This is a genomic window from Pararhizobium sp. (assembly GCF_965279435.1).
GTDB lineage: Bacteria > Pseudomonadota > Alphaproteobacteria > Rhizobiales > Rhizobiaceae > Pararhizobium.
The window spans coordinates 1,929,166-1,941,621 of sequence record NZ_CBDIHY010000003.1 but is presented as its reverse complement, the minus strand read 5'-3'; the positions used below and the strand labels follow the sequence as shown (position 1 = coordinate 1,941,621).

11 protein-coding genes are annotated in these 12,456 nt (G+C 58.4%); 7 read left to right on the top strand and 4 right to left on the bottom strand.

The features are described from left to right. The first annotated feature begins 2 nt into the window (after window positions 1-2). The 3 genes from ACQY8Q_RS14915 to ACQY8Q_RS14905 all read left to right on the top strand — a co-directional run bounded on the left by ACQY8Q_RS14915 (window position 3) and on the right by ACQY8Q_RS14905 (window position 2,493). Entirely contained in the window at window positions 3-1,049 is a 1,047-nt protein-coding gene (locus ACQY8Q_RS14915; RefSeq protein ID WP_428427283.1) for a phage integrase SAM-like domain-containing protein, read from the top strand. Window positions 1,050-1,938: 889 nt separating this feature from the next. Then, entirely contained in the window at window positions 1,939-2,100 is a 162-nt protein-coding gene (locus ACQY8Q_RS14910; protein ID WP_428427282.1) for a hypothetical protein, read from the top strand. A 204-nt stretch (window positions 2,101-2,304) separates the two neighbouring features. Then, window positions 2,305-2,493 (top strand): hypothetical protein, encoded by a 189-nt coding sequence (locus ACQY8Q_RS14905; RefSeq protein ID WP_428427281.1) that lies wholly within the window; start codon window positions 2,305-2,307, stop codon window positions 2,491-2,493. Between the two features lie 39 nt (window positions 2,494-2,532). Here the strand turns inward: ACQY8Q_RS14905 and ACQY8Q_RS14900 are convergent, their stop codons facing one another. After that, window positions 2,533-3,360, bottom strand: a complete 828-nt coding sequence (locus ACQY8Q_RS14900) for a bifunctional allantoicase/(S)-ureidoglycine aminohydrolase (RefSeq protein ID WP_428427280.1) — start codon at window positions 3,358-3,360, stop codon at window positions 2,533-2,535. 279 nt (window positions 3,361-3,639) lie between these two features. Between ACQY8Q_RS14900 and ACQY8Q_RS14895 the strand changes: the two genes are divergently transcribed. Then, window positions 3,640-4,374 (top strand): MOSC domain-containing protein, encoded by a 735-nt coding sequence (locus tag ACQY8Q_RS14895; RefSeq protein ID WP_428427279.1) that lies wholly within the window; start codon window positions 3,640-3,642, stop codon window positions 4,372-4,374. Here ACQY8Q_RS14895 and ACQY8Q_RS14890 read toward each other — a convergent pair. Together ACQY8Q_RS14890 and ACQY8Q_RS14885 are read right to left on the bottom strand one after the other, a co-directional pair. Beyond that, on the bottom strand, window positions 4,367-5,518 hold the full coding sequence (locus ACQY8Q_RS14890; protein WP_428427278.1) for an AI-2E family transporter: 1,152 nt from the start codon (window positions 5,516-5,518) through the stop codon (window positions 4,367-4,369). The genes ACQY8Q_RS14895 and ACQY8Q_RS14890 overlap by 8 nt on opposite strands. A gap of 197 nt (window positions 5,519-5,715) precedes the next feature. Next, window positions 5,716-6,918, bottom strand: a complete 1,203-nt coding sequence (locus tag ACQY8Q_RS14885) for an MFS transporter (RefSeq protein WP_428427277.1) — start codon at window positions 6,916-6,918, stop codon at window positions 5,716-5,718. A gap of 384 nt (window positions 6,919-7,302) precedes the next feature. Here ACQY8Q_RS14885 and ACQY8Q_RS14880 point away from each other — a divergent pair, with 384 nt between their 5' ends. Both ACQY8Q_RS14880 and pgi read left to right on the top strand, forming a co-directional pair. Then, window positions 7,303-9,003: a long-chain fatty acid--CoA ligase gene (locus ACQY8Q_RS14880; RefSeq protein ID WP_428427276.1), complete on the top strand. Its 1,701-nt coding sequence runs from the start codon at window positions 7,303-7,305 to the stop codon at window positions 9,001-9,003. 448 nt (window positions 9,004-9,451) lie between these two features. After that, a complete protein-coding gene (pgi, locus tag ACQY8Q_RS14875) occupies window positions 9,452-11,077 on the top strand; it encodes a glucose-6-phosphate isomerase (RefSeq protein ID WP_428427275.1) in 1,626 nt (541 codons plus the stop codon). Between the two features lie 92 nt (window positions 11,078-11,169). On the opposite strand, the gene ACQY8Q_RS14870 is transcribed toward pgi, so the two are convergent. Continuing rightward, window positions 11,170-11,817 (bottom strand): hypothetical protein, encoded by a 648-nt coding sequence (locus ACQY8Q_RS14870; protein ID WP_428427274.1) that lies wholly within the window; start codon window positions 11,815-11,817, stop codon window positions 11,170-11,172. 85 nt (window positions 11,818-11,902) lie between these two features. Here ACQY8Q_RS14870 and ACQY8Q_RS14865 point away from each other — a divergent pair, with 85 nt between their 5' ends. Then, window positions 11,903-12,454: a DUF2975 domain-containing protein gene (locus ACQY8Q_RS14865; protein ID WP_428427273.1), complete on the top strand. Its 552-nt coding sequence runs from the start codon at window positions 11,903-11,905 to the stop codon at window positions 12,452-12,454. The last annotated feature ends 2 nt before the right edge of the window (window positions 12,455-12,456 follow it).

Genomic DNA, 12,456 nt, shown 5'->3' with positions numbered 1-12,456 from the left:
TTGTGGTGGATCTAATCAGGTTCTACCTCGAGCGTAACGCTGAAATGATCCAAGCAAAATCCAAAGAGAAGTTGCGCGATTATCTGCATATGGTCGAGCGGTTGATCAAATTCTGGGACGGCAAAACGGTCTTCGAAATAAACGAGAACACGATCCGGGAGTACCAGGCGACCTCTCGAGCCGGGACTCCTCTGTCCGACAATACGGTTCTTCGTGACTTCGGTAGCTTTCGTCCGATGATCAACTTCGGCATCGAAAAACAACGGCTCGAACTCGGCGGGCATCTCATTGACTGGGAGCTTCCTGCTCCACCGCCGCCGCGCGAAGCCTATTATACGCGTGACGAAGTGGCTGCTCTCCTCATGGCCGCCTGGAAGAAAAAGAATATGGCCTTCGAGGAGGTTGAAAAGAATGGCATTGTCAAGAAGCAGAGGGTGGTCAGCAAGACTGGGAAAGGCATCTCAACGTCACGGCACATAGCTCGTTTTATTCTGATCGCAGTGTGGACCGGTACGCGGTCGGAAAAGATCGAGCAGGCATCCTTCGTCGAGACTGATGATCGGCCCTGGATGGATCTGGATAGCGGCATCTTTTACCGCGGCGGCGTTGAGAACAAGAGCCCGACAAATAAGCGGGCTGATCCGGTAAGAATTCCTGATGAGCTGTTAGCGCACCTGCACCGGTGGCGCGCGCTGAACAAACACACCGACAATGTGATAGATCACAAGGGTCGCGCAGGTAGCACGCGCGGTGCGTTCCGCAGGCTGAAGCTCGAAGTCCTTCCTCCTGGTCGGGTCGAAAAAGTCAACCGACATACTTTCAAGCACACATGCGCGTCCTGGTTGATGTCGAAACGCGCCCCGGTCAGCATCATCGCAACTTATCTGTCGACCACCGAGGCTGTGATAAAAAAACACTACGGACATTTCCATCCTGACTTCCACAAAGAGATCAACGATGTCCTGAAGATTGCCAAAGCAGAGCGGCTGGCGAAAACAGTGGCCGAGCGGAAAGCAAAAAAGGCCGCCGAGGCCAAGAAGGCTGCTTAGGCTGAAAAACAATCTGTCGCTATTCTAGCGGTCTGATGGTAGTGCGTGGTGCCGAAGGTCTACATTAGGTCTCTTTTACGTCTCCCGATATCTCCGGAAACACCGGAAATTATGCGGAACAAGACAGAATGAGATGGAATGAAAAGCCTTATTTCGTGGGCTTTTTGCCTCTCGATCCCTTCTTTCGTAATGATGGGGTCAGAGGTTCGAGTCCTCTAAGCGGCACCATAATCCTTGATCGAATAACAGCACCTTGCGAATCTCACCGGATTTCGAGCGTTAATCCTACGTTTCAAGGCGTGATAAACGCGCGCCGCTCAGTTGGGCAACTGGTAATAGGGGTCTTCCCTGTAGGTCGCACCGACGTAGCAATTTGTCCCGAAGCATCGCGGACTTCTGCGGTCTCCCGTTTGAACGTAGAAAACTCGCGGCCTGCCCCGATGATTATAGCTCGCCCCTTCCCTGACGTCGTAAACGCGCCGCTCTATGACCACCTGCTCGCGATAAGCAGTGGGCACACGCGCATTGGTATAGAGGTATCCACCTTCATCGACGCAACCCGACAGGATCACGCTGGACACACCGAGGGCACTGAGAATCATAACTAACTTGTGGCTCATGCTTCCTCCAGAATGGAGAGATGGCGTGCTGTTGAAACAAGGCAAGTCCTTCTGCCCGGCCATTTTTCCAGATTTCCGGCTGATCTGCAAATCCAATGACCGCGCGCAGGCACTGAGCGTGAAAAATACGCAACAGGACTGTTCAAATCCTTAATCGAAGGTTAATGCGGGGGAGTAGCACCACATCGGGATGTTCAAGCCCGGCGCAAGCGACGCAGCCTATCTTGCCCTCACCTCCGGCATGATGCCGGGCAGTAGAGGACAATGATATGTCGAACATCATCGAATATTCCAGCGAACCCAGCGATGCAGCCATCGCTCTTTTTCTGCAGGACGAGAACGGCGACAAGCTGACCGATATTCTGGTGGACGCCCTCGACGAGGCCTTCCGAATTCTGAGCGACGAACTGGTCTCGGGGCCGCTCAACTAGGCGTTTCGCCCCAGTCCGGTTTTTTTAGAACGCGACTGACTCATGGATGTCTTACATCACCCGTAAGATGGCCCTCCTGGCACGCATCGCTTTCGCGGCCGCGATTCCTCATGCGAACATGGTTAATTTTTTAACTATTTTTCGGCTATGAGCGGAACGGTTCAACGGATCAGCCGTTGATGCGAAAACCCGGGAGGACCTTCGATGATCTTCAATCTGCTCAAGGGCAAGCGCGACCAGTCGGCAGACACCGGCACCTATGCCGATGGCGCTTTTGAATTGACGGCATACGAGATCAAGTCCGAACCGCGCCGTCTTCGCGGCCATATGGCGCATCAGCGGGACTATGGCAGCGACCGGACGATCGCGCCAATCCCCGCCGGATTTGCCTGAAGCTTTTCCAGCAGGGACGCTTTGCAATTATGTGGCCGCTCAGGCGCGCGGCTTCAACTTCATGTGGCGGTTGACGTCCTTGTAGAGCAGGTAGCGGAACCTTCCGGGGCCGCCAGCATAGCAGGCCTGCGGGCAGAAGGCGCGCAGCCACATATAATCACCCGCCTCGACCTCGACCCAATCCTGATTGAGCCTGTAGACCGCCTTGCCCTCCAGCACGTAGAGCCCATGCTCCATGACGTGGGTTTCGGCGAACGGGATTACCGCGCCCGGCTCGAAGGTGACGATCGTCACGTGCATGTCGTGGCGCAGGTCGTTCGGATCGACAAAACGCGTCGTTGCCCACTTGCCCTCGGTGCCTGCCATCGGCGATGGCGCGATATCCGCTTCGTTGAGGAAAAGAGGCGTCGGAACATCAAGACCCTCAACGGATTCATAGGCCTTGCGCACCCAGTGGAACCGTACTGTCTGGCCGCTTGTGTTGCGCACCGACCATTTGCTCGCTGGCGGAATGAAGGCATAGCCACCCGGACGCATCTGATGCGCTTCGCCGTCCAGCGTCACCGTCAGTTCACCCTCAACGACGAACAGCACGCCTTCGGCAGCGTCATCGAGCTCCGGCCGATCGCTACCGCCGCCGGGGGCGACTTCCATGATGTATTGCGAAAAGGTCTCGGCAAATCCGGAGAGCGGGCGCGACAGAACCCAGAGCCGGGTATTGTCCCAGAACGGCAGGAAACTGGTGACGATATCCATCATCACCCCCTTCGGAATGATGGCGTAGGCTTCGGTAAAGACGGCGCGGTCCGTCAACAGCTGGGTTTGCGCGGGCGCGCCGCCCTGCGGGGCATAATAAGTGCGGTTCATCTGCTTCCCTGAACTTTCGAATGGATCAGCCATGACGGCGGCGGGATGCCGTCGGGCATGGAGAACCATTAGCGCAACACGGCACGCAGATCACGCGGCAATTCCCCTTGATCTCTGGATTCACTTTCACGCAGAAGAAGGAAGTAAGCGCAGATCACTGCAGACCGATGCCTCAACCGGCCATTCCGTCTTTTCCTGCCGGGGATCTTGTCGAAGCCTGTTGTGCTTTGAGCGCCGCACTATCTATGCTGCGATAAATCAATAGGCGGGATGGATTGCATGGACGAACTGTGGGGGACGGTGGCTGAACTCTGGCGCTATCCGGTCAGCTCCCTGCGAGGAGAACGCATCGATACAGCGCCGCTCGATGCAGACGGCGTCCTTCATGATCGCGGCTGGGGCCTGATTGACGAGACCGGCGCCGTGGCAGCTCCGGAAACCGAGCGCCGCTGGCGGTTCGTGCCCGAAATACTGTCGCGCACCGGCGGGGCTGGCCTTGAGATCAGCACAGACGGTGCGGCATGGCTGGCCGTTCCATCCCAAACGGCCAACGCCGCTGCCTCGAAACGCGCGGGATTTCCTGTGACGTTCCGTCCGCTGGCAATCACCATGGAAACAGCAAGTACCGGCAAAGCACCGCCACGCTATGATCGGGGCCATCTGCATATCCTGACCACAGCGTCGCTGAAAGCCCTTGCCGACCTTGTGCCGCCGGGTTCTCTGGTGGATGTCAGACGGTTCCGGCCAAACATCGTCATCGACATGGATGCGGCCGAGCCTGGCTTTCCCGACCGGCAGCTGATCGGCAGGCGGCTGCGGATCGGCGATGCGCTGGTTGCGGTCACCGAACCCTGCGAACGCTGCAGCTTCACGGCGCTGGCGCAGGGCGAACTGCCTTTCGCCAAGGACGTTCTGCACGCAATTGCCCGTCACGGCGGCGGCGGTTTTGGCGTTCTTGCCAGCGTGGTAGAGGTCGCCCCGATCCGGCAGGGGGATACGGTCAGTCTTATTTGATGATCGTGCTTGGTGGCGTTGGGGTCGTCACCTCGCGCAGCCATTCCCGCCAGATCGACACCAGCAATGCCATCAGCACCGGTCCGACGAACAGGCCAAGGAAGCCCATGGTCTTGACGCCCCCGACAAGTCCGAAGAACGTCGGCAGGAAAGGCAGTTTGATGGGGCCGCCGACCAGTCTTGGCCGAAGCGTCTTGTCGACGATGAACAGTTCAACCGTTCCCCAGACGAACAGCGCCGCGCCGGCCACGGGTGAGCCGCTCGCAACGAGATAGACCGATACGAGCGTGAAACACAGCGGCGCGCCGCCGGGAACAAGGGCCATGATGCCGGTGATGATGCCGAGTGTGACCGGTGACGGGACGCCCGCTATCCAATAGGCGATCCCCAGCACGATGCCTTCGCCGATGGCGATGACACCCATGCCGGTCACCGTCGAGCTGATGGTCAAGGGCACGATGCGCGAGACGCGCTCCCAGCGCATGGGCAGGATACGTTCGCCGAGGTGATCGAGTTGGGCGACGAGCTTTTCTCCATCGCGATAAACGAAGAAAAGCGTGATCAGCATGAACAGCAGCGTCAGGATCGACTGGAATGCCGATGCGCCGACGACGAGCACGCCACGATAGATATTGCCGATGTTGGACCCGCTGACGAGCTGCACCAGTTCGCCGAGCGCGCCTGGATGACCGATATATTTCGCCCATTGAACGCCCAGCCACACACCAAGCCCCGGGATCTGAGTGAGCCACATCGGCACAGGAGCACCGGCAGCGTTGGTTTCGATCGTCCAGACAGCCCAGTTATGAACTTCATCGACGGCATAGACGGCTGCAAGCGAGATGGGCGCGACAATGAAGGAAATCACCGCAATGATGGCAATTGTCGCCCCGATCGTCCGGTTGCCGCCGATCGCGCCAAGGAGCCAGCGATAGATCGGCCAGCTGGCAAAACCGATGACGAGCGCTGCCAGCACCGGCACGAGAAATCCGTGAAAGAAGTAGACCCCGGCCAACAGGACAAAGACCAGAAGCCAGCGCGCAGCCGCAATCGGGCCGACAAGCGCTGAGCGTTCATAGGCCGTACGGCCAAAAAGGCGCGGTTCCGAAGGCAGTTCGTCCCGTTCACGATTGCTCAGTTGCAAAAAGCGTTCCTCCAAGTGTCACTCAAGATGACAGCAAAACCCACCGCGAGCCAGTATGTTTCCGTCGTGTACGGTAAACCGGTGCGCATGCGGCATAGGTAAGTATGACCGCATGGTCAACACAAGCGGATGACAAACGTTTTTGAGTGGAGGGAGCAACGGCCGACCCCGGCCTCAATGCACGCAAAGCACCGCCTTCAGGCGGCTGCCCGCTTTGAGCGGTCGAGGAAGACCGACGACAGGAAAATGCCGATACCGGCCACCGCCATCATCGCACCGACAAGACCGGTCGATGTCCAGCCATAACCGGCCGCAATAGAGAGGCCGCCAAGCCAGGCCCCGAGCGCATTGGCAAGATTGAAGGCCGAATGGCTTAGCGCTGCAGCCAGTGTCTGCGCCTTCCCCGCCACATCCATCAGCCGCATCTGGATACCGGGCACGACGGCAAAGCCGCCGCCTATCAGAAGAACGTTGATGACCGCCATCCAAGGCGTCGTCATGGTGAAATAGAACAGCACATAGGCGACGAGGTTGAAGACCAGCGCAATGCCGATGGCCGGCATCAGCTTCCAGTCGGCCAGACGCGAGCCGACGATATTGCCGAGGATCATGCCGGCGCCGAAGACCGAAAGCAGGATCGGAACGGTTCCGAGCGATACGCCGGCAACCTCGGTGAGGGCCGGAGTAATATAGCTGAAGACTGAGAACATGCCGCCACAGCCGATGGCGCAGATGCCGAGCGTCAGCCAGACCTGGGACTTGCCCAGTGCGCCAAGCTCCGTCAGCGGCGACGCCGACGGGTTGCGCCGATCCTTCGGCACGTAGAACCAGGTCAGGACGACCGTCAAAACGCTGATGGCGCCGACGATGGCAAAGGCCGCACGCCAGCCAAGCGCCTGGCCAAACCAGGCCGCAAGCGGCGTGCCAACCAGGGTTGCGACCGTCAGGCCCATCATGACGCGGCCAATCGCGCGAGCCCGCTGGTGTGGCGCTGCCATGCCGGCCGCAACCAGCGCAGCGACGCCGAAATACGCGCCGTGCGGCAGGCCGGCGAGAAACCGGGCCGCAACCAGAAGGCCAAAACTACCGGCGACGGCGCTGGCAAGATTGCCGAGCGCAAACAGGCTCATCAGGGCCAACAGCACATTGTGTCTTGAATACCGCGCAGCAAGAACGGCGATGAGCGGTGCGCCAACGACAACGCCGATCGCATACGCACTGATGACGTGCCCGGCATAAGGAACCGAAACCGACAGATCGCCGGCCACCTGCGGCAAAAGCCCCATAATGGCGAATTCACCAGTACCGATGCCGAAGCCGCCAACGGCCAAGGCCAATTCAGCGCTGGACATGCCACCCCGGCGGGTCGCCGGAAGGGTAGAAAGAGCGTCGTCTGACATAGGAAGACCTGCCTGGAGCCGTACGGCCCGAAGGATTTTCGTTCTGAAATGGGAAGCCGAGGCGGAAATGGGAGGAAACCTTGGCGTTATTGCAACGCAATATACCCTTTTGCGCCTGCTCGCAAAGGGATTGATGCGGATAGAAACCCCGAAATCTGGCCAGATATGCGCCGCTTATTGACGTTTACGTTAAGGTTATATAATCCGGAATACGCTTGATGGCGTGCAACAAAAGCCCCATCTTGATTGGGCGAAGAATCTGGAGGGATTTTTTCGTCTGTGCGCAAATGCTTGTCTGAGACATTTTCGGACAGCATGCGTATGGAGAGGGTGAAAGGCCGCGCTTACTTAGTGGCGCCGCGACGGATCGATGAGGGAGAGATAATGCCTGACACATTGATGCAGACCCCCGGCCCGCAAGCGGCCAAACCCTGGCTGCAATCCTACCCCCCCGGCATGCCGGCCGATATTGCTCCCCTGCCCTACGCTTCGATCGGCGATCTCTTCGCGCAATCCTGCAAAAAATATGCGGGCCGCGCCGCCTTTACCTGCATGGGCAAGACGCTGACCTTCAGCGACCTCGACACACAGAGCCGCAAGATCGGTGCCTGGCTGCAATCGACGGGCCTTGCCAAGGGCGATCGCGTCGCCGTGATGATGCCGAACATCCTGCAGAACCCGGTGATCGTCTTCGGAATTCTTCGGGCCGGCTATACGGTCGTCAACGTCAATCCGCTCTATACGCCGCGCGAGCTGGAACACCAGCTGAAGGATTCCGGCGCCAAGGCAATTTTTGTCCTTGAAAACTTTGCCCACACCGTCGAGCAGGTCGCGGCACGCACGGATCTGAAGCACACCGTCGTCGCCACGATGGGCGACCTTCTTGGCTTCAAGGGCCTGATCGTCAACATCGTCGTGCGCAAGGTGAAGAAACTAGTGCCCGCCTGGTCTCTGCCGGGGCATCTGTCCTTCAAAGCAGTCCTTGCAAAGGGTGCCGGACAGACACTCACGGCCGTCGATGTGAAACCTGGCGATGTCGCCTTCCTGCAATATACCGGTGGCACGACCGGCGTCTCCAAAGGCGCCACACTGACCCATTCCAATCTGCTGTCGAACATGTCCCAGATGGGTCTATGGCTCGAAACGGCCTTCCTGGACAAGAAACGGCCGGAACGGCTCGTGTTTCTCTGCGCCCTGCCGCTCTATCATATCTTCGCCTTGACGGTGAATTCTCTGATGGGGCTCAGCACCGGCGGCGAGAATATCCTCATCCCCAACCCGCGCGACATTCCGGCCTTCGTCAAGGAGATCGCCAAGTACAAGGTCAATATCTTCCCTGGCCTCAACACGCTTTTCAACGCGCTGATGAACAATGCGGAATTTCAGCGGCTGGATTTCTCCGACCTGGCGCTGACTTTTGGCGGCGGCATGGCGGTGCAGCGTCCGGTCGCGGAACGCTGGGAAAGGATGACGGGATCGCCAATCAAGGAAGGCTATGGCCTGTCGGAGACCTCGCCGGTCGCCACCGCCAACCGGCTCGACGGACGCGACTTCACCGGGACGATTGGCCTGCCACTGCCATCAACCGATGTCGAAATCCGCGACGACGACGGCAACGCAGTGCCACTCGGCGATATCGGTGAAATCTGCATCCGCGGACCACAGGTCATGGCCGGTTATTGGCAACGGCCGGACGAAACCGCCAAGGCGATCTCCGCCGACGGCTTTTTCCGCTCGGGTGATATTGGCTTCATGAACCCGGAAGGGCTGGTCAAGATCGTCGATCGCAAGAAGGACATGATCCTGGTGTCCGGCTTCAACGTCTTCCCCAACGAGATCGAGGAAGTGGCGATGACCCTTGCCGGCATTCTCGAATGTGCCGCTATCGGCGTACCCGACGAACATTCCGGCGAAGCGGTAAAACTGTTCGTCGTCAAGAAGGACCCGAACCTGACGGAAGCGGACGTGAAGGCACATTGCGCAGCAAACCTGACCAACTACAAACGCCCAAGGTTTGTTGAGTTCCGTACGGAACTGCCTAAATCGAATGTCGGCAAGATTCTGCGTAAGGACCTGCGCGGGTAAGAGGCCTTGTTTACTTGTCAGAACGCCGCGAAACATCTATTTTAGCGGAGTGGTGACTGGAGCGCGAACTCCAGCCACCTTTGCTAGGCTAAGAAATTGACCCGCACGGTAATTAACCAGCTTGTGCGGGTTTTTCTTATGCGAAACGTGATGCTAAATGGCCGGAACCACATAGATCACCTCCACATCCGAGGACGGGGCTGTGTCCTGCTACAGTCCGGAAAGCCCATCCGTCCGGATGCGCCAGCTGGCATGGCGTTGCTGCTTTCATCCCCGAATGAGGAAAACATGACTGCAAAGGCGCCAATTTGCAACCACAAGACGATTTCCGGTTGCCTGACGAAAAAGGTGGGATGGCTTTTTTAGCCTTCGCATGAGGACAGGCTTGATTTGCTAAGGGCAAAGCGACTAGCTATCGCAACCCTTCCGCAATGCAAGGAACCCCGCCATGAGCGCGCTTGTCGAACAGCTGAAATCCACCGTTTCCGACACCAACGCAACAGATATCCGGGCGGCTTTCGCCAGCGATCCCAAGCGTTTCACCAAATATAGCGTGACGCTTGACGACATGCTGTTCGACTACTCGAAATGCGCCGTCAACGAGAAGGTGCTGGACGGGCTGGAGGCAATCGCCAAGGCTGCCAAGGTCGCTGAAAAGCGCGACGCAATGTTTGCCGGCGATATCATCAACATCACCGAAGGCCGCGCTGTTCTGCATACCGCGTTGCGCAACCGCTCCAACACGCCGGTCCTGGTCGATGGCAAGGACGTGATGCCGGACGTCAACGCCGTACTCTCCGCCATGGGCGTTTTTTCCGACGGCATCCGCTCGGGCGCACTGAAAGGCGCCACCGGCAAAAAAATCACCGACGTCATCAACATCGGCATTGGCGGCTCCGATCTCGGCCCGGTCATGGCGACGCTGGCGCTGGCACCCAATCATGACGGTCCCCGCCTGCATTTCGTCTCCAATATCGACGGCGCGCATATCGCCGATACTCTCAAACTGCTCGACGCTGAAACCTCCCTGTTCATCGTTGCCTCCAAGACCTTCACCACCATCGAGACGATGACCAATGCCGCGACCGCGCGCGCCTTCATTGCCGAAAAGCTCGGTGAAAAGGCTGTCGGCCATCATTTCTGCGCCGTCTCGACCGCGCTCGACAAGGTCGCGGCGTTCGGCATCGACGCAGACCGCATCTTCGGCTTCTGGGATTGGGTCGGTGGACGTTATTCGATCTGGTCGGCCATCGGCCTGCCGCTGATGATTGCCATCGGCAAGGAGAACTTTGCCGAATTCCTGGCCGGCGCGCACGCGATCGACAACCATTTCCGCACCGCGCCTTTGCGCGAAAATATCCCGATTCTGCTCGGCCTTCTCGGTTTCTACCATCGCAACGTGCTCGGCTATGCTACGCGCGCCATCCTTCCCTACGACCAGCGCCTGTCGCGCTTTCCGGCCTATCTGCAACAGCTCGACATGGAATCGAACGGCAAGGGCGTGACGCTGGACGGTACGCCGGTCGAAGGCAATTCCGGCCCGGTTGTCTGGGGTGAACCCGGCACCAACGGTCAGCACGCCTTCTACCAGCTGATCCACCAGGGCACGAGCGTCATCCCGGCCGAATTCATGATCGCCGCCAACGGCCACGAGCCCAATCTGCGCCACCAGCATCAGCTGCTGATGGCCAATTGCCTGGCCCAATCGGAAGCCCTGATGAAGGGGCGCACGCTTGCGGAAGCCCAGGCGCAGATGGCTTCGAGGGGCCTGGACAAGGACTTTATCGAACGTATCGCCCCGCACCGGGTCTTTACCGGCAACCGCCCGTCACTGACCCTCGTCTATGATGAGATGACGCCCTTTACCTTCGGCCGTCTGATTGCACTCTACGAACACCGCGTCTTCGTCGAAGGGGCGCTGTTCAACATCAATTCCTTCGACCAGTGGGGCGTCGAACTCGGCAAGGAACTGGCAACAGGCCTGCTGCCAGTCGTCGAAGGCAAAGAAAGCGCTGCCGGTCATGACTCGTCAACCGCCGGGCTGGTCGCCGCCTTGTTGAAGGCTGCGAAATAAGTCCATCCTAGCCTTGCGTGCATCGCGGCACTCCAAACTTTCGCACTGGCTTCTGGTGTTAGTTTCGATACGCGAATGACGCGCATAGGCTGTCATGAGGGATGGCGCCCTGCGGCCGGACGCAAGGCGCCATCTGGGCTTGCGTCCTGGCAGGTGGGCAGGGTATCGATGCCCTGCTCTTTCAGGATGTCTTTCAGATCGACGGCGCCAAGCACCGGAAAATATGTGTCTACTGGACTAGCCTGAAGCCATGCGGCAACTGACTGGCCTTGTTCACTTTGCGACACCGCGCCATTCCAGCAGCCGCCGTCAAAACTCATGGAGATGTACCCTTTGCCCTTCAGTCCGGCTCTTTTCGCGTTGCCAATTTGCGCCTGCAGTTCCCGCATTCGTTGAGCATCAGCGACACTCATTGTCAGCAGCACGATTTTTTGGCCCGCTTTTACCTCTTCATTCAACGCAATGGCTGCCGCGTTTCCGGATAGAAGGTCGAGATGGAAGCTGCCAAGATAATGCTGGGAGGCCTCGGTGGCCTGCCAGCCCATGGCCAGTGATACGTCGCCCCTTTTCAAAACAAGCGGCTCCGGCAAGATCAGAGCCACGCGCATTGCACCAGGATCGAACTCGAGGGGATTGAAGCGGGAAAACTTCACAAGGGCGGACGGCGAGAGTGTGGTGCACGCGGCAAGCAGTGCCGCCACAGCGACGACGCAGGACGTATTCCGTAGCAGGCAGGTCATTGACTGATCGCATCCTATGCAGATTGACGAGATATAATTATCGTTATACAATAATTTTTATGCAGTAAACATGAAAGTTCTGATCATGAGTCAGCATTCTTCGCAGACCATCCAAAGCCTGAGCAGGCTGATGAAGCGTCTTGTTCTCGTCCTCGCGGCGGGCATTGCCTTTGCCGTGATTTATGTGCTGTGGCTCCTGGCCTTCGATCAGCCAGCTTTTGCCGACCTCGTCAAAGCGAACCTGTTTGAGGAAATCCCGATGACGGTGTCGCGCACTGCGATGACGGCCCTGGTCCTGCTCGGCAGCGTTAATCTCTGGATCGCATTTTCCGGTCTGTCCGCAGTCTGGCACCTGTTCGACGGGTTCGAACGGGGAGATGTCTTTTCCGCCAGAAGCGGCGGCTTGTTGCGAAAGGCTGGCTTTGCTGCCTTGATCGGTGCTGCCAGCACAGTGATGTCGCGCACCCTTGCAGTTCTCATCGTCACCCTTGGTAACCCGCCTGGCCAAAAGGTATTGCTGGTTGTTTTCGGAACCAGCGAAGCGTTTCTCCTGTTGGTGTCTGTTCTGCTTTTGGTGATGGGCCATGTCTTTCGGCTCGCTGCCGACATCGACGCGGAAAACCGGAGCTTTGTTTAGAA